Below are 26,675 nucleotides of genomic sequence, written 5' to 3' on the forward strand. Positions count from 1 at the left end.
AAACGCACTAGTTAGTTTAAGTATTATCCTGCACAATGGTATTGAGCCCATGGACTAAATTGGATCTTTAAATTTTCTGGTTTTAAAATCCATATAAAAAAAGATCGGGGTTACTTTATATAATCAATAAAGTACGTATCATATGACTCTTTAAAAATGTATCCAAGTTTTTCAGCTAATTTAACAGATTCATTATTGGCTCCATCCCAACTTGGATATATTCCTCTCTCTAGACAGTCTAATATCAACGCAGAGGCTGTTATTATTGCCAAGCCTTTTCTCCTATGTTGTGGATGTGTAGCAATTTCAATCTCAATTCCATCATCATAAATGCTAAATGATGTTGCTCCACATACCACTTGTCCCTCCTTCAAAATAGCAAAACCTACACCTCGTTCTATAAAATCATCTATCGAATTAAACTGAGTTATAAAGTCTTCTGATAGCTCATGCAAAGATGGTTCTTTTGCTATCGTCGCATCTATTTTTTTCAGTTCATATCCCTCTGGTAATGGAGTTAATAATTTCTGTATGTGGGTTTTATCAAGGTGTTCTGGGTTTTTGTTAAATTTATACCGTTGAAACTTCTCTATTGAACCTTTATGTATTGTTTCGATACGATTTTTCCATTCTTCAGTATTAACAATAGCAAGACTATACTCCGACAGATTATATAGAAGTTCTTCCGCTATCTTTGTATTAGGATTTCCAGCAAAAAAAACAAAAATCCCCACTGTTACTTGAGCAACTGTAGGATTTTCAAGATCGTCAACCAACGCGGTTCCCATATGCCCTTGAAGACATGAAAGAATAATAGTGCTATCCATACCATCGAACATTGGGATTAGCTTTTTTCTCAAATCATTACTTAATTCATAAATCATTCAATTCCTTCTCTCTATATAGAAAATATTCAATCTTTACGACAATGATATCATTAATTATTTATTTAATGTGAATCCTCTCTAACATTCACCACATTTTTCAGATAAAGATTAAGATTAAAATGAAAAAGTAATAACTTATTAAAATAAACTCGATCTTTAGTTGAACAAGAAAAAAGAGTAGCATTGCAACTCAATGATCTACCAATAAAGCACCAATTAATAGTTCTTAATTAGATATACATTGAAATTAAATACAGTAATATGGTTCTAGAATCAAAGCTTTTAGTTTAATTATCTTTTAAATCCTCCTTCCGAGTGTATAATCTGACCTGTAATCCAATCTGCTTCGTCGCTCACTAGAAATTTAATCATTTTTGCTACATCTTTCGGTTCACCAATTCTACCAAAAGGGAACATCGGTTTTAATTCACTTTTTATTTCCTCTGTCATCCACCCTGTATCAGTTGGACCTGGATTTATTGCATTGACCGTTATTCCCAAAGGGGCTAGTTCGGCCGACAATGTGATAGTTAAAGCATCGACGGCTCCCTTTGTTGTTGCATATGCTAATTCACCAGGCATCGGTCCTTGAAATTGACCTGAAGTAATATTGACTATCCTTCCACCACATTTCTTATCAAAATTTTGGGCAAATTTACTACTTAATAGTGTCGTCGCACGAACATTTACCATATAATGTTTATCTAATTCTTCGCCAGTTATATTAGAAAAATCGTTATTAGTTGAATATGCTGCGTTATTGATCAAGATATCGGGATAACCAAGTTGTTCAGAAACTCTACTTAAAAGTTGTTCAGGAGCATCATATTGAGTTAAATCCAACTCCATACTTGATACCTTAACACCTTTTTTTATTAATTCTTCTTTTAATATCATTGGCTCATTTAAATCAATACTCCAAGGCATTTTTTTATCATATTCTGTCCAATAGGTAAAAAATATATGATAGCCCGCTTCAGCTAACTCTTTACAAATAGCCGCACCAATCCCTTTTAGGCGGCTTACACCTGTAACAATAGCAATTCCCCCTATTATTTGGTTCATTAAAACATTCCTCCATTACAATATTAAATTTAAATACATCTCTACGATTGCCCGTTAGCCATACATGTAGTGCAAAATCAGCGCTACACCTAAAAGGATGAATATATATGCAGAATGGGTACTGGAGACTCCGGTGCATCACATAGACTGTCGCACCCAATACGGGTAGCACTTATGGGAGATTAATCCTACTCTGGTTACTGCCCAGCCTTTATTCTCTGAAGAATGGAGCTGATTCTTGATTTACCTTTCAGTTCAATATTATCCTTCTCAAGGCTCAGTCTTTTTTCAAAAAAACTTTATCTGAGTTTTTTTCTTATGCGCTATTATCAATAATAAGAGCTTTTTTTTTATTTTCATGGGAGTTTAACAAGTAAACTTATTTTTTCTCTTTTTCAAAATAGAAACCCGTTCCATTTGCTTGTGGAATAAACCCTTGTTGAGCTGACATATTTTCGACTATTTCTTGCTCTTTCGCTGTTATAACTGTGGAAACTTCTTTTCCTTCAGCTAACATACTTCCTCTAATTTCTTGTTCCTCTCTTGTTATTACTTTGTATTGATCTTGGCTATTAGTGTCTGTTTGTCCATCTTCTACTCTTGGTTGTTCATTTTGTGCAAATACCTTTGTACCTTGCAAGTCTTTCATAAAACCAATTGATAGTGCGAGAACTCCTACAAAACCAAGAATAAGAACTGATTTTCTTTTCATAAATAAACCTCCCAATATTTTTCTGAATTGTTACATTCTATTACTGTAAATATAATACCATGAATAAATTATTTAACCATAGCTCACACTTGTAGCTCCTTCACTAGATTTGTTCGTTATACGGGCGAGCTGTACCGCCTATTTAATCCTAAATAAATAATTTCGAATATTAAATTGACTTATTATTTAAATTTTTTATAACTACGGGGAAAAATGACAACAATTCAAGCCCACAAAACGCTAATCTGAGCGGGCTTTTCGTGTGTCTATAAAACGGAGGTTAAAAATTCTGAAAGTTAGAATCCCGAGTTGTTTAGAAAAGAACAAATTTCCCAAAAAAATTATCAAATATTAAAAATAGAGAAAAATATTGTTTTTTTATTCAATAAAACAGTAAATAAGTTTCTCTTAAATAGAAAAAATTAAAATTATCTTGAGAGGAAATAAAGATTTGTTCGTTATAGTAGTAAGGAGGTGAATCGGATGGAGATGGATGAAGTGATTGCACGAGTAAAGCACGGAGAAGATCATTACTTTGCACACGTTATCAAACATTATGAACAGAAAGTATTTAACACTGTTATACGAATTGTCCGAAATCGTACTGTCGCAGAAGATATCGTTCAGGATATTTTTATTAAGGTGTACTATAACCTACATAAGTATGAAAATATAGGGTCATTTAATGCATGGCTCTATCGAATTGTGGTCAATAATTGTTTTGATCATTTACGAAAGCATAAGTATCAAACGACACCAATCAATATCGAAGTAACGGATAGTCGTTATCCGGAAAAAATATTGTTATTACGTGAAACAAATGAGCAATTAGAGCATCTTCTTCAGCAGTTAGATGAAACTGAACATTCCGTATTGTTATTAAAATATGTGAATGGGCTTAGCTACGATGAAATCGGGCAAGTGCTACAAATTTCTTTAAATGACGTTCGTAACAAACTGCACCGTAGTAAAAGAAAACTAAGGTCAATCGGAACGACAAAGGGAGGTTATTATTATGAAATGTAATTCGAACTTGTTGGAAGATTATATAGAAGGTTTTTTAGAAGATAGTGAGCAACAAAAAATGGAAGCTCATTTGCAATACTGTAAAAATTGTCAGAGTGAATATGAGCAATTAGTAAATGAACAAAAATCTTTATTTGCACAGCTCAATAAGCCAATGATGACACATAGTCAAGCTGATTTCATTATGCAACGTATTCAAACAAATACAAAGCGTAAAAAATCTTGGCATACATTAAAAATTAGTGTAATCGGTGCAGCAGTTATTGTGTTAAGCTTCGCACTTTATTCTTTAAATCGTACACCGAATGAAGTAGCACAGCAGATTGACGAGCCAACTCAATTAGCTGAAGCTAACAGTCGTGAGCAGAAAGACCTTTCAGCAGCCGAACAAGTTCCTAACTTAAATGAGCCATTTTTGGATGTTTCGATTAATGAAGTTGTAGAAAATGGAGATAACATTGATATTCATTTTCGAGTCAAATTTAAGGATAAATACCAGCAATATTATGATAATTTATACAAGGAAATTCGAACTCGATATCAATATAAAGTGAGTGCTGACCCATTGCTACTCGATACGCATTACGCCTTTTTCGGTAAAATGAGATCAAAAATTGAATTTGCGATTAGAAATGAAGCAGGACAATTAATTATACGAACAAAGTATTTACCAGAAGGCGAACGACCTATGATCAATATTCATAGTAGTAGTGGTAGAGGTACAGATGTATTAGGGGAAATGATTTATACGACTTCTGTTCCGAGACATACAAAGCCAGCGACATTCGAGGTGCTTGAAATGAAAGCGGATGTTTTCGATTTATATGAGACGGAAGTGAATGCAGCACAGTTACAGCCATTTCAATTTGAAAATGAAACATATATAATCGATGCATTAGAAATCAAACAAGACATATTACATTTACAAATTTCTACGGAAGGTGAGCCAGAAGTTCGTGCAAGTAGTTGGGAAATGGTCATTAACGATCGATTAATTGCTTCTGACCGAGCAAATGTAGATTTTATTAATAATCGTACCGTTTATAAACTACAATTTGACGGTTACGAACAAATTCCAAGTACATTCAAATTAGTGCCGGTTACTGTAGAGATAAAAAAACAACTTGAACCGATCGTATTAGAATTAGACTGATTACAAGACTCTCACTTAGTAAATAATTGTAGTGAGAGTCTTTTTAGTGATGAAAAAAATTTTAGTTGTTCAGCATTTTAAAATTGATAATAATCTTTAATCATCAATAGCAAAATTTCTAGCGCAAAGAATATTAATAGTTTTATTATATGGTATCCCAATTGAGTCAAGTACTATTGTGAAGTACAGCCAGTCCGAAATCATGATATCTAGTCCGACTTTTTATCAATAGGTTCACTTATATTGCCATGAGCTATATAGTTTCTAATTTTTCCAAATCATGTAGCCCGTATCAATGAGCAATAAAAGGATGAAGTATTTCTTTAAGGCATGTCCCCCAATTTCATAAATCGAAAACATTATGTTGCTAAACGGGTTTGTATACGCCATACACAACAGATTGACATAACACCGATTCAGGAAAGTAGTTAACTACATTACTCAATAAGAACATAACAATAAGTCAATAAATATTCTTGATTAATCGAATTATCATTCTCGGTATAAATAATAAAATACTCCAAATTAATTCAAATAAGATTGAATTTTGAATCTCATTTAGTATGTTTTTTAAAAAACCTTCTTGACTTTTTTCTTTTTTCATCTTCTCCCCCCTTTAAATCGCATTTCACCATATTTATCTAAAATATTTCTTTGACTCCCTTGCCAGTTCTAAACGATGTATATTATGGTTAGATGCCCATTGTTCCAACTCTTTAAATAACTTTCTTCCCCTTCCTTGTCCCCTATAATCCTCTACTATTCCAATAACAATATAGGAAGAATGTTTTCTTCTTCTTGCATTACCGCCAACAGCCATAAGTACCCCACTAACACATTGTCAGTTTCAGCAACAAATATAGTAGAGGTCTCGTTTTCCTCTATACCCTCTATAATTTTTCGTTGTTGTTCGGGTTGAATATTTCTTTCTCCTACTTCCCAGAGCATATATTCAGTACTTCCCTCGACTTGCCGAGTAAGATAGACAAAATTTTCTGCATCTGAAGTTTTTATTTCTCTAATCTAGGTCACTTACTGCTTAATGTACTTCATATAATTCTGTTATCAACAATCACACCTCTTTTTTAAATATTATATTCTCGCAACAGTTTGCCACGTTTTTAAATTAATCACTACAACACAATACTTTTTCACCCATTATCTCATATTAAGTGGCTTTAGTGACTTTAGTGACTTCCGTTTTTCACCTAATTATGATTAAATGAAAGTATAACTATTATTTTCAGCTGCTCCTAGAAATAGGGGTATATTTGGGAAGTTCTAGGATTGTTATTTAACGTTCCCTTGAAAATCAGATTTTTGCATCTAACTAGTTAACACTCTAGGTACCTTGAGTTTCAGTTATTGAGCCTGCGTTCAAAGTTATAATGACAAGTCAACAAAAAGCGTAAACATGCTAATTAATCTACTAACACTGCCATAGGTTGAAGGGGGATAATCTCAATGAGTAATGAAGCTAAATTACAAAAAGAAGCTATGCATGTACTAAAGCTAACAAGTAGAACCTTTTATATTCCAATTAAGCTGCTCAATCCGACATTAAGAAAGACGGTCGGCTCTGCCTATTTATGTATGCGTGCGATTGATGAAATTGAAGATCACGAGGACTTAGAAGCTGAAACTAAGCAGCACTTGTTGCGTTCTACTAGTAAACTTTTACAGACAGATTTTGATCACGTAGCCTATCAACAACTCTTAAAGCCCTACGAGAATCTTTTACCAGAGGTTACGTTAAGACTGGGTGATTGGCTTTCCGTATGCCCGGAAAGTATTATTGACAAGGTTAAAGAGTCAACAAGTATTATGGCCGATGGTATGGCCCGTTGGGTAGAAAAAGACTGGGTTGTAAAAACGAAAGAAGATTTAGATGAGTATACATATTATGTAGCTGGCTTAGTTGGCATTATGTTATCTGATATATGGGAGTTGTATGACGGTACGATAACGGATCGAGACTTAGCGATTGGCTATGGCCGAGGCTTGCAAGCTGTCAATATGCTACGCAATCAAGATGAAGATGCTGATCGCGGCGTCCGTTTTATACCCGATGGTTGGGATAGAAACGATATGTTTGCCTATGCAACAGCGAATTTGAATAAAGCAGATGAATATATAGAATCGATTGACACAAAAAATATTTTGTTATTCTGTAAAATTCCACTTGCCTTAGCAAAAAGCACTTTAAAAACATTAAAAAATGGTAAAGAAAAAATGTCACGTACAGAAGTAGAATCCACTGTGGACGAGATTATTAATGATCAAAAACACGTTTAGATTGTTTCAGTGTTTTTAATGACTTTCGAAAAAAGACGACTGTACATTCGAATTTTGAATGCGCAGTCGTCTTTTTGATTAGCCATTAGGCCACTTATGCTTTTTGTGTAAGCATTAATCTAAATACTAAATCCCCCCTCTTTTAAAAGCAAAGAGCAGAATTATAAAAAAAGAAATCAACCACATTATACAGCTGAATTCTTCCTCCCTTTCTTCTGTCTATTTGGAAATGACAATAGTTGACGAATTTTAAAACCATAGGAATCCATCAATGCACACATATTCCCTTTTATATAATCACATAACAATACCAATGATAGTAGCCGAAATTACAGAGGCTAGTGTTGCACCTAATAACAGTTTTAAAGCAAATTTCGAAACATAATGACCTTGTTTTTCACTAATTGATTTGATTGAGCCAGCAACAATACCAACAGTTCCAAAGTTTGCAAAACTAACCAAATAAACCGATACAATTGCCACTGTTTTATCAGAAAGATTTGAAGAAATTTCACCAAAACTCAACATTGCAACAAATTCATTAGTAACAAGTTTTGTAGCCATAATTCCACCCGCTTGTACAGCTTCTGCCCATGGCACACCCATCAAGAAAGCGATTGGTGCAAAGATATAACCAATAACTGTTTGGAATGAGACTTGAAATACGCCGAGAAAAATCACATTAATTAATTCCATCAAAGCAATAAACCCTAATAGCATAGCAGCAACGGTAACTACGAGTTTAAAACCATCCATTACGCTATCTCCAACCATTTGGAAGAAAGGAACTCTCTCATCTTCATCCACTTGAATTAATTCATCATCACTTTCTAAATCATACGGATTAATAATATTTGCAATTATGAGTGCACTAAAAATATTTAAAACAACAGCAGTTACAACATATTTCGGCTCTAACATCGTCATATAAGCTCCAACCATTGCCATACTTACTGCACTCATCGCGGAAGTACAAATTGTATAAAGTCTTTTTGAAGATAAATGAGGTATTTGTCTAATAATTGTCAAAAATACTTCTGGTTGTCCAAGTATTGCAGTAGATACTGCAAAATAGCTTTCAAGTTTACCCATTCCAGTTATTTTACTTAAAAATAAACCTAGATATTTGATAATGTAAGGTAATAATTTGATATAGTTTAGTATACCTATTAGGACCGATAAGAATACTAGAGGTAATAACGCTACAAATATAAAAGATATTTCACCTTCATTCACGATACCACCAAATACAAATTGAATTCCTGTATCAGCAATAGCTAACAGTTTCTCAAAAAACTTACCAACACTGGTAATAGCAATTAGACCTATACTAGTATTCATCATGAAATAAACTACAACGATTTGTACAGCTAACATAATCAGAATACGTTTATATTTTATCTTTTTTCTATCATTACTAAATATAAACGCAATAAAAAAAACAAGTAATATCCCTGTTATTAAGAATAGAAATTTCATGTAAATCATCCCCTTTTATGTTAGCGCTTTCAATTAATTGATAATACTAGTTCCTTTTCATATTTTTGTAAAAATACGAAAAGGAACTAGATGAGTGAATTTATAGTAGTAAAGATCAGCTTATCTTAAGTAATAGTTTTATTGTTCGTTTGTTTTGCTGTTTAAATTAACTGCAATTTGAGCTCCTACTTTAGCATTGTGTTTTACTAATTCAATATTTACATCAAGGCTTTTACCATCTGTTAATTCTTTAATTTTACCAAGTAAGAACGGTGTAGTATCTTTACCAATAATATTATTTTCTTCTGCTTCTTTGATTGCTTGGTCAATAATTCCATTGATATAGTCTTCATCCATAGCAAATTCTTCAGGGATTGGGTTAGCAATTACTACCCCACCTTTAAGATTTAATTCCCATTTAGTTTTCAATACATCAGCAATTACATCAATTGAATCCGTAGAGAAGTTTAATTTAAATTCACTATTTCTTGTATAGAATGCTGGTAGACACTCCGTTTCATAGCCAAGCACAGGAACCCCTTTTGTTTCAAGGTATTCCATCGTAAGCGCTAGATCTAGGATTGATTTAGCTCCTGCACAAATTACCGCTACGTCCGTCTGAGCTAATTCTTCAAGGTCAGCTGAAACATCCATTGTAGTTTCTGCACCTTTATGAACGCCACCAATACCGCCTGTTACAAAGATTTTGATGTCCACTAATTCAGCACAAATCATTGTAGTTGCCACAGTTGTTGCACCTAGTTTTTTTGTAGCAATAATTTGTGGTAAGTCGCGTCTTGACACTTTAGCAACATCTGAACTTTTACCGAATAACTCCAACTCTTCATCTGTTAAACCGATTTTGATTTTCCCATCAATAATAGCAATTGTTGCTGGAACAGCCCCGTTATCGCGAACAATTTGTTCAACCTCTCGAGCCATTTTTACGTTTTGGGGATAAGGCATCCCGTGAGAAATAATTGTAGACTCTAATGCCACAATTGCTTTCCCATCCTCTTTTGCCTGTTGTACCTCTTTTGATAATTCAATATACTTTTTCATTTTAAATTTCCTCCATATCTAGTTTAAATTGTTTTTGGGATAATTCTTGTCTAACTGTATGCTTTGACAAAATTGTTTTTTGGGCATTGACCAAACCGGACTTAATAATGTAATCAAAGTCTTTCTTTTGTAACCAGGAATAAATAACTCCCGAACAAAATGAATCCCCCGCACCTGTAACATCCACAACTACTGGTTCTTCGATAGCTGGGAAATAACGAATCTCGCCATTTTCACTACCTGTAAGCACACCTTTTGATCCGTTAGTTACAATAACATTTTTAACTCCTAATTCTAACCATCTCTCAACTGATTTTTCCCAATCTTTATCATCATTAATTTTTATATTCATAAAAGTTTCTGTTTCATCTTTATTTACGATGAGCCAACTAACCGCATCCAGTGTTTTGGGAAGTCGATTCATTTTTGGAGACGAAACAGGAATGATAACTAGTGGAATAGTATGCCCAGTTGCGAAAGAACAAAGAAATTCAACCGTTTCAACCGGACAATTCAAATCAACTACAATACATTTAGCGCATTTAAGAATATTGCTGTCTTTTTCCAATAATTCAGGAGTAATTTCTTCGAAAATATCCATATCTGCTAATGCAATTGATAAATCACCGTTCTTATCCAATACCGCGGTATAGGAACCTGTTGATGCATTTTCAAATTGAGTAACATGCTCTAAATTCATAAATGGAGAAGACATATCATAAATCTCTTTCCATTCTAAATCGTTACCACTTGCTGAGATTAATACAACTTGCTCACCCAGTCTACCTAGATTTTCAGCAATATTCCTTGCTACTCCTCCAATCGTTCGAGAAGATTTTACTGGATTAGACGTTCCATTAGATATCTCAAACTTTGCATAGAGTTTTCTATCTACATTAGCTCCACCTATACAAATAATAGGTGAGTTCTCATTTAAAACATAAGCATTCCCGGAAATATGCTCATTCTTGATTAGCCCGGAAATAATTTCAGCAATTGAAGAGTTTGGTAAACCTGTTAGTTCCGACAATTCGTGTTGAGAAATAAGTGGTCTTTCTTTAATCATACCTAAAATTAAATCCTCATTTTCATTAGCGATTTTTTCACACCCCCTCACCCTTGAAACAAAAGTTTATATTGTAAACATATGTTTAGTATACGACTTTTTTATAAATTGTCAACAATAAATTGCTCTATTTCCACTATTGTCTCAACAAGATGAGAAAAGAGTAATGCTCCCGCTAGACGTTACAGACAAAAGCCGATCCAGCAACATAACTCTCTTTGCCACATAGCTAACGCCAAGTGTCTAAACACTGATCCAATTAGAAAAACTTATCCTTATCTTTTAAAATAAAAAAGACTCATTCCAATACATCTTCTCTGTTAAGCGATAACCTCAACAATAGAACTTGTAATTATTCGTGATTCAGAACCAGTAATCGAATATATATAACTAAAATAACCCATCTGAAAATCTACTCTAAAAAAAATACCCCACCCTTTTTATCAAATTGGATGAGGACTTGTCTATTTACGATTATGTTTAAAATGCTTTAAATTTTTTTCAATCTACAATTTATCCTTTTTTAAGACTGTTGGTAAAATGATACCCATAATGATGATTACTATACCTACTATTTGTAGTGGAGTAACGATTTCACTTAATAATATAACTGAAACCAACACCGCAATCGGCAATTCAAAAGCACTCAATATTGACGACATACCCAATCCTACTTTAGGAACTGCGATGGTAAATAAATAAACCGGTATGATCATACCGAACAATCCTAATGCCAAACCATATACCCAGAGTCCCTCACCAAACAGTGTTCCATTCCAAATGATTTCTGGAGACTGAAAAGTAGCTGTTGTCATAAAAGCAAAAAAGGAAACCAATAGTAATCGGTTAGATGTATTCATACTCTTAATTGGCTTGCTATTAACAAATAAAAATAAAGAAAAACAAAGAGCTGCAGTTAAACCCCATAACCAACCTTGAATAGGTATTTGAGATAAATCTACATCAATCAAACCTGCAGCTGGTATAGTTCCTGCAAACAAAACGATTAACGAAATAAACTCGATTCGACTTGGGAGTTGCCGTTTTGCTATACAAGAAATCAACATACCTATCCACGTAAATTGAAACAGAAGTACCACCGCTAAAGAAGCAGGTAAATAGATTAAAGAGCGACCATAAAAAATATTCGTCAATCCTGTTAATACTCCTGCTAAAATAAGAATTTTAATCCCTTTAAAGCTTATTTTTTCTCTATTTGTTAGAAGAAAAATACATACCGCTATACAAAACCCTATAAAAAATTGGCTTGTAATTGCTTCTGAGACCGAAAAACCACCTTGTATTGCAAGTTTAATGATAGTTGACACTAAACCATAACTACTAGCTGCTAAAACTACTAACAAAGGGTATAACCACATTTTCATTGTATTATTTCCTCCAATTGTTTTGTATATATATGGATGTAGTGCATTTACCAAACGATAAGATTGATGTATGATTGTCGTATCAGGTTTCCTTTATAATGGATTTGGACAAGCGTACCAATTCCTAAATAAAGGATCTTTTTATACTTAATGCGTAATTTTCAGGTTATGAACGAGATTCTCAACACCCATGAATTACTTTCCCTTATTTCAAATCAGCATTACAGACAATAGTTTACATTGTAAACTATTGTCTAACTAAAAGCGAGGTTATTTTAATGTCTAAAGAACATCAAATATTACATCATATTAGAATAAACCCTTTTATTTCACAGCAAGAACTATCAAATAAAGTCGGTTTATCACGTTCAGCGGTTGCTAACTATATTGCTACACTGACAAAACGCGGTGAAATCAAAGGGCGTGCTTATATTCTCCAAGAGGAATCTTCCATCGTGTGTATCGGTGGAGCAAACACAGACCGGAAAGCGCGATCGAATCAAAAAGTGCATTTGTATTCATCCAATCCCGTTGAAACAACTGAAGTTTGTGGTGGTGTGGCACGAAACTTTGCCGAAAATTTAAGTCGGCTTGGGTATAACACTTCTCTTATGACTTCTGTGGGAGACGACAAGGAAGGTAACTGGATACTGAGGGAAACGAAAAGCCAAGGAGTAGATGTCAGTCAAGTATGGGTATTGCAGACAGAACGAACAGGTACTTATACCACTTTATTGGATGTTAATGGTGAAATGATTGTCTCTATGGCCGATATGAACATCTACGAAAAAATAACGATTTCTATGATCGAAGAGAAATGGTCCTATATAGTGGCCTCACAAGCCGTTTTTTTGGATACTAATATTTCTAAGGATTGCATAAGTTATTTAATTAAACGTTGCAGGGATGAAAATATTCCCTTGTACATTGATCCTATATCTTCAGCCAAGGCGCAAAAACTTCCTTTTCAACTTGAAGGAGTAGAACTATTGCTCCTCAATCAAGAAGAAGCAGAAATACTTGCTGAGTTGAAAATTACTTCGTTTGAGGATTGCCAAACTGTCTGTGAAAAGATTAGACTACGCGGCGTACAAAAAGTTATTATCACGCTTAATGATAATGGAGTTTATTATTCTTCACCACAAGAATCTGGGCATTTATCCCCTTTCAAAACTGAAGTTGTAGATGTCACAGGGGCTAGTGATGCATTTTCTTCATGCGCAATATATGGGCTTATGAACGAAGAATCACTATTGCGGGCTTGTCAATTGGGGCTTGCAGGTTCTGCACTTACCCAGCAAACTGAGGAATCTGTCTCTACACTTTTAAAACCCGAAAAAATTCATGAAATAGTTGAGGGATTTATGTGATAATACATTGTTCTACTTTCACCGTGAAGCGAAACTTTAGTATGAAGTGCATGAATAAACGCAAACCATTCATTTATATAATCGAGTAGGAGGGAGTGATTAACTCCCGACCTCTCACACCACCGTACGTACCGTTCGGTATACGGCGGTTCAATTAAGATTGATAACGCAAAGTTTCGTAACGTGACAGTAGACTTTTGAGCCCTTGGGAACTCCAGTAGGAGTTTCCGAGGGTTCTATGTAATACGGGACTTTTAGAAATTCTCCAGTAACTTTTACGTGAGTTACCCCATTCGTATGCCTTATCTTTCGGCGCACCTAATCCAATGAGTTTCCTCACCTTCGTACTTGGCTTTTTCCAGTTCTTCCACATACACATCCGGAGTCTTCTTTTAATCCAAGAATCGAATTTAATGAACACGCTTGGCGTATCTGCCAATGCGAAATAGCCACACCAACCCATCAGATATTGATTGAGTTTCTTTATCCGATATTCCATGGGATAAGGTTTCTTCCTTGAAGTGATTTCGCGAATTTTATTCTTCATCCGTTTCACACTTTCTTTGGCGATGCGAACCTTCGGTTCTTTACCATTGGTGAAACTGAATCCGAGAAATTTCCTCTTCCATGGACGGTCAACTGCAGATTTACCCAGATTCACTTTCAACTTAAGTTTCCCTTCAATAAATGAAGTGACAGAACTCATGACCCTATTACCTGCTCTCTGTGTTTTCACATAGATGTTACAGTCATCAGCGTATCGGACAAATTTATGTCCTCTTTCCTCCAATTCTTGGTCTAGTTCATCAAGGACAATATTGGAAAGTAATGGACTGAGTGGGCCACCTTGCGGCGTACCTTCCTCACTGGTTGTCACGATACCATTTATCATGATTCCTGATTTCAAATAGTCACGGATTAGCTTAAGCAGACGTTTGTCTTCGATTCGTTTCGAAAGTGTTCCCATTAACCTATCATGGTTCACTTTGTCGAAGAACTTCTCCAAGTCTATATCGATTACCCACCGATTACCTTCCTGTATATATCCTTTCGCTTTCCTTATTGCGCCGTAGGCGCTTCGCTTTGGTCGAAAACCATAGCTATGGTCGGAAAACGTTGGATCATACAAAGTAGATAATACTTGGGCAACGGCTTGCTGAATGAGACGATCCGTCACGGTAGGGATACCTAATAACCGCACGCCACCGTCAGGTTTCGGGATTTCGACCCTGCGGACAGGTTGCGGCTTATAAGTACCCTCAAGAAGTTCCATTTTCATGGATTCCCAGTGTTCCAAGATGTGCTTTCGTAGGTTTTGTACGGGCATTTCATCTACACCATGGCTCCCTTTATTGCGTTCCACCCGTTTCAGGGCAGAAAGCAGATTTTCACGCGACAGTATTCGTTCCATCAACATTGGTTACGCCTCTTTCCGTGAACAACGCTTCTTCTTATACCAGCTCTGCTCCACCATCTCGAAGTCCCCCGTGGGATTCACCACTTCCTCCTTCAAGCATGCCTTATCGGTTATCTGTGTTCTTCGCAGGTTACTGAATGCCAAGATGTTGTTCTCTCTTAATTGTTCAGCCCTTCCCATTCTTCTCGAGTTCGAATGGTACTATGGCTTCTGCTGACTTCTGATTGTTCAGCTACCCATCACTGAGTAGGTTACCAAGTGTACTTGGCGTATCAATCAGACCTCCCCAGGTAAGAACGTAGTCTTTCCCTCCACCTATCTGCTTCATTTACTACATACGACCTTCGGCAGAAAGGGCTTTGTTTTGTTTGGCAAACTCACCCAATCGTACATAGCCTTATATGAAGTTCGTGTTCCTCAGACCGGAGGTTTGCTGCTCGCTTCCTTCAGATTCCACGTCACCATGGACACCCTTGCGTTAAGCTAACTGTTACTTCTGCCTTCACAGTTCGGGACTTGCACCCTATAGACTACACCCATGCTGGGCGCACCAAAAAAGATCAGACATTTGTGTAAATGTCTGATCTTTATTTTATTATTATACAATTGTAGTTTATTTATAGGATAGTATCGTGTTCGTTTATTCGTTTTATTTGACATCCACTTGAACAGCAAAAATATCTCATGCCATTAAACGGCCTTCTTATATCTTGGAGCTTTATCCAAACAAACGATCGACTGCGCCCGTCACAGTAAGATTTCCCTCAAGTAGCCCCTTCTCGAGTTTTATGACTTCCTCTTTCTTCCCAGGTTGTGCAAAAAAACTATCGATAAGTCGATCATTAATCATGGAACGGAACCAATCTTTCGTCTGTGATTGCCTGCGCCCTTCCCAGAATCCGCTATCATCCATTGTCTCTTTAAATGATACTATCATTTCCCAAACCTCTTCAAGACCTGTATTTTTAATTGATGAAACAGGAAGTGCAGTCGAAGTCCAACCGGGTGATGCAGGCTGGAGGAAGTGAAGAAGCTGACGGTATTCCCGTACTGTCTTTTTCGCCAACCTTAAATTATCACCGTCAGCTTTGTGAACAACAACCCCGTCTGCCAGTTCCATAATCCCTTTTTTCATCCCTTGCAGTTCATCTCCGGCACCAGTTAGTACCAGCAGCATGAAATAATCGACCATTCCACGGACAACCGTTTCACTTTGCCCGACTCCGACCGTTTCTATTAAAATAACGTCATAACCTGCCGCTTCACAAAGTAACATCGTCTCGCGCGATTTTTTGTGAACACCACCAAGTGTACCTGCAGACGGTGAGGGGCGAATGAACGCGTTCGGATGCCTTGCAAGTTCTTCCATCCGCGTTTTATCACCAAGGATACTACCGCCTGTTACAGTTGAGCTTGGATCTATAGCAAGCACGGCAACTTTGTGGCCTGCATTAGCTAGCATTAAGCCGAATGCTTCAATAAACGTGCTTTTCCCTGCACCTGGAACTCCGGTGATGCCAATCCGGATGCTATTGCCCGTTTTAGGAAGCAAATTGAGCAACAGCTGCTGCCCGGCAACTTTATCATCTAGAATAATACTTTCGAGAAGCGTAATCCCTTTTGCAAGATGAAGCCGGGAGCCATTTGATATCTTTTCCGACAACTCTTCAACCGGGATTTCGCGGCCCTTTTTCACAAAACGTTTCCGCGCCGTTGCTGCCATGCCATCATGTGAGGAAGTAATCCCACCCATCACATTCAATGCACTGTCATCAGTTAAACGGTTGTTGTCTTTCAATCCGCCACTTCCTCATAGCCAAGCCTACGATAGATTTCTTCAATGACTTTTTGCGCTGCAACCGGAATGACGGTTCCTGGACCGAAAATTGCCGCAGCACCATTTTCACGTAGGAATGCATAATCTTGCGCAGGTATAACCCCACCGACGACAATAAGAATATCTTCTCGACCAATTTTGGCAAGCTCTTCACGTAGTGTCGGAACAAGCGTTTTATGACCCGCAGCAAGTGAACTTACACCGATGACGTGGACATCATTTTCAGCGGCTTGTAGTGCCGTTTCTTCTGGCGTTTGAAATAATGGCCCGATGTCTACATCAAAACCAAGATCTGCAAATGAGGAAGCGATTACTTTTGCACCGCGGTCATGACCGTCTTGTCCCATTTTTGCGATAAGGATACGTGGACGACGCCCTTCATTTCCAAGGAAATCTTCTGCCATCATTTTTACTTCGTCAATTTCTTCTGTGTTCGAGAAATTCGAACTGTAAACGCCACTCACCGAACGAATCACCGCCTTATGTCTACCTGATACACTTTCAATCGCATCTGATATTTCACCGATGGTTGCGCGTGCACGTGCTGCATTAACGGCACATGCTAAAAGATTACCGTCGCCACTACGTGCAATTTCAGTCAACTCGGCTAGGATAGTCGTTACTTTCGCTTCGTCTCTGTCTGCTTTCATCTGATTGATACGATCGATTTGTTTCTGGCGTACTAGCGTATTGTCAATGTCCAAAATATCGATTGGATCTTCAGTATCTAAACGGTATTTATTTACACCGATAATTGATTCTGCACGGGAGTCGATTTGAGCCTGACGTTTTGCGGCCGCTTCTTCGATTTTCATTTTGGGAAGGCCGGTTTCAATCGCTTTCGCCATTCCGCCGAGTTCCTCGATTTCTGTGATTAATTCCCAAGCTTTATCCATCAACTCATCTGTCAATTTTTCAACATAGTATGAGCCGCCCCATGGATCAATCACTTTGGTCATCATCGTCTCTTCTTGCAGGAACAATTGCGTATTCCGAGCAATCCGTGCTGAGAAATCTGTCGGCAATGCAATTGCTTCGTCAAGCGCATTGGTATGGAGTGACTGTGTATGCCCCATCGCTGCAGCATTTGCTTCTATTAATGTTCGCGTTATATTGTTGAACGGATCTTGTTCCGTCAAACTCCAGCCTGACGTTTGTGAATGTGTACGTAGCGCAAGTGACTTTGGATTTTTCGGTTCAAACGTCTGCATCATTTGCGCCCACATTTTCCGTGCCGCGCGCATTTTGGCAACTTCCATGAAGTAATTCATGCCTACCGCCCAGAAAAACGATAGTCTAGGTGCGAATGAATCGATATCAATGCCTGCTTTCAAACCTGTCCTGACATATTCAAGACCATCCGCAAGTGTATAGGCAAGCTCGATATCCGCCGTTGCGCCCGCTTCTTGCATATGATAGCCAGAAATTGAAATCGAGTTAAATTTCGGCATTTTAGTGGATGTGTAATCAAAAATATCCGCAATGATTTTCATCGACATTTCTGGCGGGAAAATATACGTATTTCTCACCATATACTCCTTCAATATATCATTTTGGATGGTACCAGCAAGTTTTTCAGGTGACACTCCCTGTTCTTCAGCCGCAACGATATAAAACGCCATAATTGGCAATACCGCGCCGTTCATTGTCATAGATACTGACATCTGATCGAGCGGAATACCATCAAATAGGATTTTCATATCCTCTACCGAATCAATAGCAACGCCTGCTTTTCCGACATCCCCAGTCACACGTGGATGATCAGAGTCATAGCCGCGGTGAGTCGCAAGGTCGAATGCGACAGATAATCCTTTTTGCCCCATTGCCAAATTTCGGCGGTAAAAGGCATTGCTTTCCTCAGCAGTTGAGAATCCGGCGTATTGACGGACTGTCCACGGTCTAGAAACGAACATTGTCGGATAGGGACCCCTAGTATTTGGTGCGATGCCAGGTAAATCAGGCAAATGGGATAGGTTCTCCGTGTCTTTACCGGTATAGAGCGTTTTAACATCGATACCTTCATTTGTTCTAAAAAGTTGCCCTGACTGGGTTACTGTTTTTGCCGAACTGCTAGCAATCTGCCGCAAGTCTACTTTGTTGAAATCAGGCTTGTTCATCAGACGCAGCCCCTTCCAATTTGTCGTTGATAGCTATTAGTTTTCCTACTTTATCTTGACCCGCATAGATGAAGCCATTTAGACCGGCATTAAGCCATGTTTCTGACAGTGCAGAATCGTACTTTCCTGCCACATCCAAGACAAGTCCTTCTGGGCGTCCTGCCAGCAATTGTTCCATTATCGTTTCAGTTAGGCTGGATGTTGCACAAACAATTGCATAATCCGGCTTGTCATCCGCAAGCCATGTAACAGCTTGTTGTGCATTATCGAATGTTGGACCCCATTCAGCGCGCATACCACCTGTCGCTAAAAAGCCGCCGACAAAATCTGCACGTGGTTTGAAATCTTTTAACTCGCCGAACGTCAGCAATGCAATTCGCGTCGCACTATCTTTTTGCAGTGCAGCTAGTTTTTCGAAAGGTTCTGCAAGACGTCCTTCAAATTGAATGCCATCCCAATCAGTAAAGTTCGTATCCGTCAATTCAGCGTAAACATTTGTACCAATCAACGACTGTTTCCCTTTCGAAACATCGCCCCTACGTTGCTCAAGTAATTTCCCGAACTTGTCACTGGCAATGAATGCATCATAGCCGCCTGTAGACTGTATTTCCAAAAAGAGTGTCCATGATTTATCAACAAGTTCAGACGTCAAGGTTTCCATGAAATAAGAACCGCCTGCAGGATCAATTACTTTATCGGAATGAGTTTCTTCTTTAATAACAAGTTGGATATTTCGTGCCATACGTACAGAACTGCTTGTCGGTCCAGTAATAATATTGTGTGGGTGAACTGTAATAACGTCAGCGCCGCCAAGAACTGCGGCGAATGTTTCATTGCCTGCACGCAAGACGTTGACATACGGATCTAGTTTTGAGTAAGAACGCAACGATGTTATTGCAATGATTGGTACATATGGAGCTTCAGCTACCCCATACGCAGAACTGAATGCTTGCCAAAGAACACGAAACGCACGGAACTTTGAAATTTCCATAAAGAAATGCGTATCAACTGCAAATCGAACAAAAAAGTCATCGGCAAAATCACTAAAATTGTCCACTTTTGAAGCTTGATCCGCTGCATATGCGAGGACTAATGCAAGTTCAGTCACTGCATCCGCGCCTTTGTGATGTGCAACCCACATATCCGCGCTAGCTGTCCGGACGTTTGTGTATCCTGCTGGAAGAGTCCAACCAGAGACCGAAATTGCCCCGTTAACGGAGGAACGATCCATTTCTGGGACAAGGGAAAACGCTTTCAGAAATGAGTTATCATGCTTCATATTTGTAATGAAAATCGGATATTGCTTCATAAGTTGGGCGATTTCAGCGAGAGAAGACTCTTCCCAGTGAAGTGTTTTTGCCCCATCGTAAACAATCGCTTCATTGCCACGTTCAATCGAACTTTTCAGGTCAGCGACGAACTTTTGTCCATCCGTAGCATATGGTTGCTGTGCAACAATCCAGCCTGTCTCTTTTTTTGCCGCACGAATTAGCTGTGCACGTTTCGCAAGACTTTCCTGCGTATATAATGGCTGAAGGTCAATCCCTTCAATCGTTTTCGTGATAAGCGAATCGAAAGGCTTTCCTTTCAATGACTGGACAGCGACTTCTTTCCATTGTTCAAATCCCGCTTTATCGAATGTTGTTGTTTGCATGTTATGTATGGTCATATTTTGCGCTTCCCTCCTCAAAATAATCAATCTATTACTAGTTTACCCGAGTAACGCTTTTGTTGAAAGATAAAATAAACCCCAGCGCTATATTTTACGGCACTGGGGTTTACAATTTTGATCAGTAAATGGATGTATTTTCTGCAGTTACGTTTTCGAGTATCGCTTTCACTCGTGCGAGGAATTGTCCGCAAACAAGACCGTCAAGAACGCGGTGATCGAGTGATAGACATAAGTTCACCATATCACGCACACCGATCATGCCGCCGTCCATCACAACAGGACGTTTAACGATTGATTCGACTTGTAGTATTGCTGCTTGCGGGTGGTTGATGATACCCATTGACTGAACAGAACCGAATGAGCCGGTATTATTCACTGTGAATGTACCACCTTGCATTTCGGATGATTTCAGTTTACCTGAACGCACTTTACCTGCAAGCTCCTGAATATCACGTCCAATGCCTTTGATTGTTTTTTCATCAGCATTATTGATGACTGGAACGTAAAGGGAATCTTCCGTCGCCACTGCGATGGAAATATTGATATCTTTTTTCTGAATGATTTTGTCGCCGGCCCACATTGAGTTCATCATAGGGAATTCTTTCAATGCTTGAGATACTGCTTTCACGAAGAATGCGAAGTATGTCAGGTTGAAGCCTTCCTTCTTTTTGAAATCATTTTTCAAGGAATCGCGGTATTGAACAAGACTCGTAACATCGACTTCAATCATCATCCATGCGTGTGGAGCTTCGTGTTTTGAGCGCAGCATATTGCTAGCAATGGCACGACGCACGCCTGTAACAGGGATTTCGATATCGCCTACTGCAACAGGTACATTGGCTGGCTCCGCTGCTTTCGGTGCAGGTGCCGCCTGTGTAACCGACGTTGGAGCTGCCGTTTCTACAACAGGCGCTTCAGTAGTTACTGCTGCTGTCGGAATGTTGCCACTCTCGATTATAGCAAGCAAATCTTTACGCGTGATGCGTCCTTCTTTCCCTGAACCTTCCACAAGTGACAAATCAATGCCGTTATCCTGTGATAGACGAAGTACTGCAGGAGAATAGCGTCCTGCTGCCGTTCCTTTTTCACGATTCAAAGATGAAGCCGGTTTTTGAGAACCTGCAGCAGGCATTTCGTTTGCAGGTTCTGCCTTAGCTGGTACCGCTTCTACTGCGACTTCCGCAGCTCCTCCACCTTCAGTTTCAATCGTACAAACAAGCGCTCCAACTGCAAGCGTCTCTCCCTCCTGTGCGATCAATTCCTTGATGACACCTGTAAATGAAGAAGGTACTTCTGCTGTTACTTTGTCTGTATTAACTTCTGCAAGTGAATCATATTTGTTAACTGTATCCCCCGGTTTGACAAGCCATTTCTCGATTGTGCCTTCTGTCACACTTTCACCGAGTTGGGGCATTAAAATATTTTCAATAGCCAATTGATTGACCTCCTTCCCGATTAAAATTCTGCGAGTTCACGCGCTGCCTTCTCTACTTTGTCTGGATTGACCATGAAGAATTTCTCCATTGTCGGTGCATATGGCATCGCTGGAATATCTGGTCCAGCAAGACGTTTAATTGGCGCATCAAGTTCAAACAGGCAGTTTTCAGCAATTATTGCTGCAACTTCTCCCATAATGCTTCCTTCTTTATTATCTTCAGTAACTAAGAGGACTTTCCCTGTTTTCGAAGCTGCTTCAATGATTGCTTCTTGGTCAAGTGGATAGACAGTCCGAAGGTCAAGGATATGAGTAGAAATTCCATCTTCTGCAAGACGTTCAGCGGCTTGCAATGCAAAATGGACACATAGTCCGTAAGTGATGATTGTAATATCATCGCCCTCACGTTTAACATCTGCTTTGCCAATTGGCAATACGTAGTCATCTAAAGGCACTTCGCCTTTAATTAAACGATAAGCGCGTTTATGTTCAAAGAATAATACTGGATCTTCATCGCGGATTGCCGCTTTAAGAAGCCCTTTTGCATCATATGGCGTTGACGGTATAACGATTTTTAATCCCGGTGTGCTTGCGAACATCGATTCGACAGACTGCGAGTGATACAGCGCCCCGTGGATACCGCCTCCGAATGGTGCACGAATAACAATTGGACAAGACCAGTCGTTATTCGAACGGTAACGTATTTTTGCTGCTTCCGAAACAATTTGGTTCACAGCCGGCATTATGAAATCAGCAAACTGCATTTCAGCAATTGGACGTAACCCGTACATTGCTGCACCAATTCCGACACCTGCAATTGCAGATTCCGCAAGCGGTGTATCAAGTGCGCGGTATTCTCCGAATTGATCGTAAAGACCTGCCGTAGCCTTAAAGACTCCACCTTTACGTCCAACGTCTTCTCCGAGAACGAAAACGCGGTCGTCTCGTTCCATTTCTTCTTTCATTGCAAGTGTGATTGCATCGATATAAGACATAACAGCCATTATTCGTTCCCCCCATCTTCAGCATACACATGGAGCATCGCAGATTCAGGTTCAGCGTACGCAGCGCTTTCCGCATAATCGGTCGCTTCGTTCACTTCTTTCATGATGCGTTCTTCCATTTCTTTTTCAAGTTCATCAGTTAGTGCGCCTACTTCTTTCAAATAAGCTGCGAACATTGGAATCGGGTCAAGTTTCTTTTCATTTTCAAGCTCTTCTGCATCACGGTATTGGCGTTGATCATCATCTGATGAGTGAGCCGTCAATCGGTAACAGATTGTCTCTACAAGACTTGGACCTTCTCCACGTCGTGCACGATCTGCTGCTTCTTTGACCACTTTGTATACTTCAAGTGGGTCTGTTCCATCAACTGTAACACCCGGCATTCCGTAACCGATTGCACGGTCGGAAACATTAACACAGCCAAGTTGTTTTTCAACAGGAACTGAAATTGCATATTTATTATTTTCAACCATGATAACAGTCGGTAATTTATGGACACCTGCAAAGTTCATGCCTTCGTGGAAATCTCCTTGGTTAGATGAACCTTCCCCAAGTGTAACGAAAGTAATGAAATCTTCCTTCTTCATCTTCGCCGCAAGAGCTACCCCAACTGCGTGCGGTAGTTGCGTCGTAACAGGAGATGATCCTGTCAAAATACGATTTTTGCGCTGACCGAAGTGACCAGGCATTTGACGACCACCTGAGTTCGGATCTTCTGCTTTTGCGAATGCGGACAGCATCAAATCTTGCGGAGTCATTCCAAAATGTAGAACAACGCCCATATCCCGATAGTATGGTGCAATCCAGTCTTTATCTTTATCAAGAGCGAAAGCTGCTCCAACTTGTGCTGCTTCCTGCCCCTGACATGAAATAACGAATGGAATCTTTCCTGCACGGTTAAGGAGCCACATACGTTCATCAATACGACGAGCCATTAACATCGTTTCAAAAATTTGCAGTGCATCTTCATTTGTTAAACCTAGTTCTTCATGACGCGTTTTTGCCATTTCTAAAATCCCCCTTCTATGGTTCGCAGTCTTGTGTCTTAGACTAATTGAGACTCTTTTTTACATATGAATTGCTTTGCCATCTACGGCTAAAGCGGCTTCGCCCATTACTTCAGAAAGCGATGGATGTGGATGAATCGTGCTTGCCACTTCCCACGGCGTCGCATCGAGCACCATCGCGAGTCCTGCTTCGGATATCAAATCAGTCACGTGTGCACCTATCATATGAACACCTAGAATATCGTCTGTCTTTTTATCGGCAATGATTTTTACAAAACCATCCGAATTTCCATTGACAAGTGCTTTTCCGATGGCCATAAACGGGAATTTCCCGACTTTGACATCAAAGCCCTGTTCTTTCGCTTGCTTCTCTGTTATGCCGACGCTTGACGCTTCGGGACTAGAATAAATGCAACGCGATATTTTTGTATAATCAATCGCTTCATTTTTTAGACCTGCAATATGTTCAACAGCCGCAATTCCTTCGTGAGAAGCAACATGCGCTAGTTGCAGCCCGCCAATAACATCACCAATTGCATAAATATGATGTTCTTTTGTTTGAAATGTTGGTCTTGTTTTAATATAACCATTGATGATTTCAATTTCCGTATTGTCCAGACCAATTCCTTCGACATTTGCTTGACGACCGACAGAAACAAGCATTTTTTCAGCTGTGAACGCCGTCGTTTCGCCATTCATTTCCGCAGAAATTGTGACAGTTCCTTCTTTTTTAACGAGGGTTTCTGGGAGAACTTTCGCACTTGTCACAAATGTGATTCCTTTTTTCGTCAATAGCTTTTTCATTTCTTTCGAGATGTCATCGTCTTCAGTCGGAATAATTCGATCTGCATATTCGAGAACAGTGACTTCGACACCGAAATCATTGAGCATAGAAGCCCATTCTATACCGATGACTCCACCACCAACGATGATAATCGACTTAGGAAGTGCTTCCATAGAAAGCGCCCCATCAGAAGACATGACTTGATTTTCATCAATTTCCAAACCGGGTAATGTACGTGGTCTAGATCCTGTTGCGATAATCAGGTTTTTCAAGATGAGCATTTCGTTTTCGTCACCATTGTTCATTTCAACCGAAATAGTACCCGGCATTGGCGAAAAGATTGATGGTCCAAGCATTCTGCCAAGTCCATCAAATACGTCGATTTTCCCTTTTTTCATTAGGGCAGTCACGCCAGCATGTAGCTGTTTAACGATACCGTCTTTTCGTGCTTGTACACGACTGAAATCCAGTGATACGTCTTTTGTATTTACCCCAAACTCTGCAGCCTGATTTTTTGCCGTATCGAATACTTCAGCACTTTTTAACAATGCTTTACTCGGGATACACCCTTTGTGCAAGCATGTGCCGCCTAGTTTCCCTTTTTCAACAAGTGCTGTTTTCAGTCCCAATTGAGCGGCGCGAATCGCAGCGACATAGCCACCCGTTCCGCCTCCTAAAATAACTACATCATATTCCCTCGCCATTATAGATGGCCTCCCTCACAACGACCCGTCAAGACGGGTAGATTTTAGCTATTTCTTCACCAGTTAGAACGCGGAGTGCGCCTTCTGCAAGTGCTTGTAGTTCATCTTCTCCAGCATACACAACTATATCCGCTATCCAGTCGATTCTGGATGTAATATCCTTCACAAATCCTTTGCCGTAAGCAAGGCCACCCGTAAGGATAATCGCATCCACTTGGCCGTGAAGGACAGCAGCCGCACTACCAATTTCCTTAGCAACTTGGTAGGCCATTGCCTCGTAAACTAGTTTTGCTTTTTCATCACCATCTTCAATTCGTTGTTCAACGCGAACTGCATCGTTCGTTCCGAGATAGCCAACGAGACCACCTTGACCAACAAGTTTTTTCATTACTTCGTGACGGAAGTACTCTCCAGAAAAACATAGTTCGATGAGATCCCCCGCAGGTACGGTTCCCGCACGTTCAGGGCTGAATGGTCCATCTCCGTGAAGTCCATTGTTTACATCAATTACTTTGCCGAATTCATGTACACCGACAGTTATACCCCCGCCCATATGGGTGATAATCAACCGGAGTGTGTCGTATTTTTTACCGACTTGTTTTGCGTAGCGTCTTGCAACCGCTTTTTGGTTCAGCGCATGGAATATGGATTTTCGATTAATGGCCGAAAATCCAGAAATTCGCGCGATTGGTGCAAGTTCATCGACGACGACGGGGTCGACGATGAAAGCGGGAAGGTTTAGGCTGGTTGCGATTTCATGCGCAATTATGCCCCCGAGGTTCGATGCATGTTGACCTGAATAACCTGTTTTCAAGTCTTGTATCATCGCTTCGTTAACAGGGTAAGTACCACCTTCGATCGGACGGAGAAGCCCGCCCCGACCGCAAATGGCAGCTAGTGTAGTGATGTTAATGCCTTCTTTTTCAAGTGACTCAAGGATTGCCTCTTTACGAAAACTGTATTGATCGATGATGGAAGGGTACTGTGCAATTTCTTCTGAACTATGCCTCAACGTACTTTCCATCAGTTGACTTTCGCCTTCAAAGACACCTATTTTTGTTGATGTAGATCCTGGGTTAATAACTAGGATCCTATGGTGATTCTCATGCACAATAGGTCCTCCTTCCATATCAATGCAGCCTTTTCTTTTCTTTATGTCTAGCTACTGCGACTAGACGCTCGGGTCATAAGCTATCTG

General features: G+C 39.2%; 23 protein-coding genes. 4 read left to right on the forward strand and 19 right to left on the reverse strand.

Annotated elements, in window-relative coordinates; all coding sequences use genetic code 11:
• Positions 1 to 110: 110 nt before the first annotated feature.
• From MKX62_RS20240 to MKX62_RS20250, 3 genes are all read right to left on the reverse strand, one after another.
• Positions 111 to 884: a GNAT family N-acetyltransferase gene (locus tag MKX62_RS20240; protein WP_338656496.1), complete on the reverse strand. Its 774-nt coding sequence runs from the start codon at positions 882 to 884 to the stop codon at positions 111 to 113.
• Positions 885 to 1,178: 294 nt separating this feature from the next.
• A complete protein-coding gene (locus tag MKX62_RS20245) occupies positions 1,179 to 1,952 on the reverse strand; it encodes an SDR family oxidoreductase (RefSeq protein ID WP_187044976.1) in 774 nt (257 codons plus the stop codon).
• 379 nt (positions 1,953 to 2,331) lie between these two features.
• Complete coding sequence (locus tag MKX62_RS20250; protein WP_340742169.1) at positions 2,332 to 2,664, reverse strand: hypothetical protein; 333 nt, start codon at positions 2,662 to 2,664, stop codon at positions 2,332 to 2,334.
• 483 nt (positions 2,665 to 3,147) lie between these two features.
• Between MKX62_RS20250 and MKX62_RS20255 the strand changes: the two genes are divergently transcribed.
• Positions 3,148 to 3,690 (forward strand): RNA polymerase sigma factor, encoded by a 543-nt coding sequence (locus tag MKX62_RS20255; RefSeq protein WP_187044978.1) that lies wholly within the window; start codon positions 3,148 to 3,150, stop codon positions 3,688 to 3,690.
• Positions 3,680 to 4,843 (forward strand): zf-HC2 domain-containing protein, encoded by a 1,164-nt coding sequence (locus tag MKX62_RS20260; RefSeq protein WP_187044979.1) that lies wholly within the window; start codon positions 3,680 to 3,682, stop codon positions 4,841 to 4,843. Before MKX62_RS20255 ends, MKX62_RS20260 begins: the two co-directional genes overlap by 11 nt.
• Positions 4,844 to 5,306: 463 nt before the next feature.
• Here the strand turns inward: MKX62_RS20260 and MKX62_RS20265 are convergent, their stop codons facing one another.
• The 3 genes from MKX62_RS20265 to MKX62_RS20275 are packed head-to-tail and all read right to left on the reverse strand — an operon-like array spanning position 5,307 to position 5,791.
• Positions 5,307 to 5,447, reverse strand: coding sequence for a hypothetical protein (locus MKX62_RS20265; RefSeq protein WP_338656493.1), 141 nt, complete (start codon positions 5,445 to 5,447; stop codon positions 5,307 to 5,309).
• Between the two features lie 33 nt (positions 5,448 to 5,480).
• Positions 5,481 to 5,663, reverse strand: coding sequence for a GNAT family N-acetyltransferase (locus MKX62_RS20270; protein WP_338656492.1), 183 nt, complete (start codon positions 5,661 to 5,663; stop codon positions 5,481 to 5,483).
• Entirely contained in the window at positions 5,603 to 5,791 is a 189-nt protein-coding gene (locus tag MKX62_RS20275) for a hypothetical protein (protein WP_338656961.1), read from the reverse strand. The genes MKX62_RS20270 and MKX62_RS20275 overlap by 61 nt, the downstream gene beginning before the upstream one ends.
• Positions 5,792 to 6,307: 516 nt before the next feature.
• On the opposite strand from MKX62_RS20275, the gene MKX62_RS20280 reads away from it, so the two are divergent.
• The gene (locus MKX62_RS20280; protein WP_338656491.1) at positions 6,308 to 7,138 is read left to right on the forward strand and encodes a phytoene/squalene synthase family protein; all 831 of its coding nucleotides are present in this window, start codon (positions 6,308 to 6,310) and stop codon (positions 7,136 to 7,138) included.
• A 297-nt stretch (positions 7,139 to 7,435) separates the two neighbouring features.
• Here the strand turns inward: MKX62_RS20280 and MKX62_RS20285 are convergent, their stop codons facing one another.
• From MKX62_RS20285 to MKX62_RS20300, 4 genes are all read right to left on the reverse strand, one after another.
• A complete protein-coding gene (locus MKX62_RS20285; RefSeq protein ID WP_187044982.1) occupies positions 7,436 to 8,617 on the reverse strand; it encodes a NupC/NupG family nucleoside CNT transporter in 1,182 nt (393 codons plus the stop codon).
• Positions 8,618 to 8,755: 138 nt separating this feature from the next.
• A complete protein-coding gene (locus MKX62_RS20290) occupies positions 8,756 to 9,679 on the reverse strand; it encodes a pseudouridine-5'-phosphate glycosidase (protein ID WP_340742170.1) in 924 nt (307 codons plus the stop codon).
• 1 nt (position 9,680) lies between these two features.
• Positions 9,681 to 10,745, reverse strand: a complete 1,065-nt coding sequence (locus MKX62_RS20295) for a carbohydrate kinase family protein (protein WP_340742171.1) — start codon at positions 10,743 to 10,745, stop codon at positions 9,681 to 9,683.
• A gap of 506 nt (positions 10,746 to 11,251) precedes the next feature.
• Complete coding sequence (locus MKX62_RS20300) at positions 11,252 to 12,124, reverse strand: EamA family transporter (protein ID WP_187047901.1); 873 nt, start codon at positions 12,122 to 12,124, stop codon at positions 11,252 to 11,254.
• Between the two features lie 284 nt (positions 12,125 to 12,408).
• Between MKX62_RS20300 and MKX62_RS20305 the strand changes: the two genes are divergently transcribed.
• Positions 12,409 to 13,500: a PfkB family carbohydrate kinase gene (locus MKX62_RS20305; RefSeq protein WP_340742172.1), complete on the forward strand. Its 1,092-nt coding sequence runs from the start codon at positions 12,409 to 12,411 to the stop codon at positions 13,498 to 13,500.
• A 154-nt stretch (positions 13,501 to 13,654) separates the two neighbouring features.
• Here MKX62_RS20305 and ltrA read toward each other — a convergent pair whose 3' ends face one another.
• The 9 genes from ltrA to buk form a co-directional block, all read right to left on the reverse strand.
• The gene (ltrA, locus tag MKX62_RS20310; protein ID WP_340741359.1) at positions 13,655 to 14,917 is read right to left on the reverse strand and encodes a group II intron reverse transcriptase/maturase; all 1,263 of its coding nucleotides are present in this window, start codon (positions 14,915 to 14,917) and stop codon (positions 13,655 to 13,657) included.
• 718 nt (positions 14,918 to 15,635) lie between these two features.
• The gene (gene meaB / locus MKX62_RS20315; protein ID WP_187047902.1) at positions 15,636 to 16,670 is read right to left on the reverse strand and encodes a methylmalonyl Co-A mutase-associated GTPase MeaB; all 1,035 of its coding nucleotides are present in this window, start codon (positions 16,668 to 16,670) and stop codon (positions 15,636 to 15,638) included.
• Positions 16,671 to 16,711: 41 nt separating this feature from the next.
• Positions 16,712 to 18,871 (reverse strand): methylmalonyl-CoA mutase, encoded by a 2,160-nt coding sequence (scpA, locus tag MKX62_RS20320; protein WP_340742173.1) that lies wholly within the window; start codon positions 18,869 to 18,871, stop codon positions 16,712 to 16,714.
• Positions 18,858 to 20,540 carry a methylmalonyl-CoA mutase family protein gene (locus MKX62_RS20325; RefSeq protein WP_187044987.1) on the reverse strand — a complete coding sequence of 561 codons (1,683 nt, stop codon included), beginning with the start codon at positions 20,538 to 20,540 and terminating at the stop codon, positions 18,858 to 18,860. The genes scpA and MKX62_RS20325 overlap by 14 nt, the downstream gene beginning before the upstream one ends.
• Positions 20,541 to 20,661: 121 nt before the next feature.
• Complete coding sequence (locus MKX62_RS20330) at positions 20,662 to 21,978, reverse strand: dihydrolipoamide acetyltransferase family protein (protein WP_187044988.1); 1,317 nt, start codon at positions 21,976 to 21,978, stop codon at positions 20,662 to 20,664.
• Between the two features lie 20 nt (positions 21,979 to 21,998).
• A complete protein-coding gene (locus tag MKX62_RS20335; RefSeq protein WP_067209847.1) occupies positions 21,999 to 22,982 on the reverse strand; it encodes an alpha-ketoacid dehydrogenase subunit beta in 984 nt (327 codons plus the stop codon).
• On the reverse strand, positions 22,982 to 23,989 hold the full coding sequence (locus MKX62_RS20340; protein ID WP_067209849.1) for a thiamine pyrophosphate-dependent dehydrogenase E1 component subunit alpha: 1,008 nt from the start codon (positions 23,987 to 23,989) through the stop codon (positions 22,982 to 22,984). The genes MKX62_RS20335 and MKX62_RS20340 overlap by 1 nt, the downstream gene beginning before the upstream one ends.
• Positions 23,990 to 24,049: 60 nt before the next feature.
• Positions 24,050 to 25,477 (reverse strand): dihydrolipoyl dehydrogenase, encoded by a 1,428-nt coding sequence (gene lpdA / locus MKX62_RS20345; RefSeq protein ID WP_187044989.1) that lies wholly within the window; start codon positions 25,475 to 25,477, stop codon positions 24,050 to 24,052.
• Between the two features lie 28 nt (positions 25,478 to 25,505).
• Positions 25,506 to 26,606, reverse strand: coding sequence for a butyrate kinase (buk, locus tag MKX62_RS20350; RefSeq protein ID WP_067209854.1), 1,101 nt, complete (start codon positions 26,604 to 26,606; stop codon positions 25,506 to 25,508).
• Positions 26,607 to 26,675 lie beyond the last annotated feature (69 nt).

The organism is Sporosarcina sp. FSL K6-5500 (assembly GCF_038005665.1).
Classification (GTDB): Bacteria; Bacillota; Bacilli; order Bacillales_A; family Planococcaceae; genus Sporosarcina; species Sporosarcina psychrophila.

Bases quoted from the DNA above. Each gene is read 5' to 3' on its own strand.
- MKX62_RS20240 (WP_338656496.1), bottom strand. From the start codon at position 884: ATGATTTATGAATTAAGTAATGATTTGAGAAAAAAGCTAATCCCAATG.
- MKX62_RS20245 (WP_187044976.1), bottom strand. From the start codon at position 1,952: ATGAACCAAATAATAGGGGGAATTGCTATTGTTACAGGTGTAAGCCGC.
- MKX62_RS20250 (WP_340742169.1), bottom strand. From the start codon at position 2,664: ATGAAAAGAAAATCAGTTCTTATTCTTGGTTTTGTAGGAGTTCTCGCA.
- MKX62_RS20255 (WP_187044978.1), top strand. From the start codon at position 3,148: ATGGAGATGGATGAAGTGATTGCACGAGTAAAGCACGGAGAAGATCAT.
- MKX62_RS20260 (WP_187044979.1), top strand. From the start codon at position 3,680: ATGAAATGTAATTCGAACTTGTTGGAAGATTATATAGAAGGTTTTTTA.
- MKX62_RS20265 (WP_338656493.1), bottom strand. From the start codon at position 5,447: ATGAAAAAAGAAAAAAGTCAAGAAGGTTTTTTAAAAAACATACTAAAT.
- MKX62_RS20270 (WP_338656492.1), bottom strand. From the start codon at position 5,663: ATGGCTGTTGGCGGTAATGCAAGAAGAAGAAAACATTCTTCCTATATT.
- MKX62_RS20275 (WP_338656961.1), bottom strand. From the start codon at position 5,791: ATGCTCTGGGAAGTAGGAGAAAGAAATATTCAACCCGAACAACAACGA.
- MKX62_RS20280 (WP_338656491.1), top strand. From the start codon at position 6,308: ATGAGTAATGAAGCTAAATTACAAAAAGAAGCTATGCATGTACTAAAG.
- MKX62_RS20285 (WP_187044982.1), bottom strand. From the start codon at position 8,617: ATGAAATTTCTATTCTTAATAACAGGGATATTACTTGTTTTTTTTATT.
- MKX62_RS20290 (WP_340742170.1), bottom strand. From the start codon at position 9,679: ATGAAAAAGTATATTGAATTATCAAAAGAGGTACAACAGGCAAAAGAG.
- MKX62_RS20295 (WP_340742171.1), bottom strand. From the start codon at position 10,745: ATGATTAAAGAAAGACCACTTATTTCTCAACACGAATTGTCGGAACTA.
- MKX62_RS20300 (WP_187047901.1), bottom strand. From the start codon at position 12,124: ATGTGGTTATACCCTTTGTTAGTAGTTTTAGCAGCTAGTAGTTATGGT.
- MKX62_RS20305 (WP_340742172.1), top strand. From the start codon at position 12,409: ATGTCTAAAGAACATCAAATATTACATCATATTAGAATAAACCCTTTT.
- ltrA (WP_340741359.1), bottom strand. From the start codon at position 14,917: ATGTTGATGGAACGAATACTGTCGCGTGAAAATCTGCTTTCTGCCCTG.
- meaB (WP_187047902.1), bottom strand. From the start codon at position 16,670: ATGGGTGGGATTACTTCCTCACATGATGGCATGGCAGCAACGGCGCGG.
- scpA (WP_340742173.1), bottom strand. From the start codon at position 18,871: ATGAACAAGCCTGATTTCAACAAAGTAGACTTGCGGCAGATTGCTAGC.
- MKX62_RS20325 (WP_187044987.1), bottom strand. From the start codon at position 20,540: ATGACCATACATAACATGCAAACAACAACATTCGATAAAGCGGGATTT.
- MKX62_RS20335 (WP_067209847.1), bottom strand. From the start codon at position 22,982: ATGGCTGTTATGTCTTATATCGATGCAATCACACTTGCAATGAAAGAA.
- MKX62_RS20340 (WP_067209849.1), bottom strand. From the start codon at position 23,989: ATGGCAAAAACGCGTCATGAAGAACTAGGTTTAACAAATGAAGATGCA.
- lpdA (WP_187044989.1), bottom strand. From the start codon at position 25,477: ATGGCGAGGGAATATGATGTAGTTATTTTAGGAGGCGGAACGGGTGGC.
- buk (WP_067209854.1), bottom strand. From the start codon at position 26,606: ATGGAAGGAGGACCTATTGTGCATGAGAATCACCATAGGATCCTAGTT.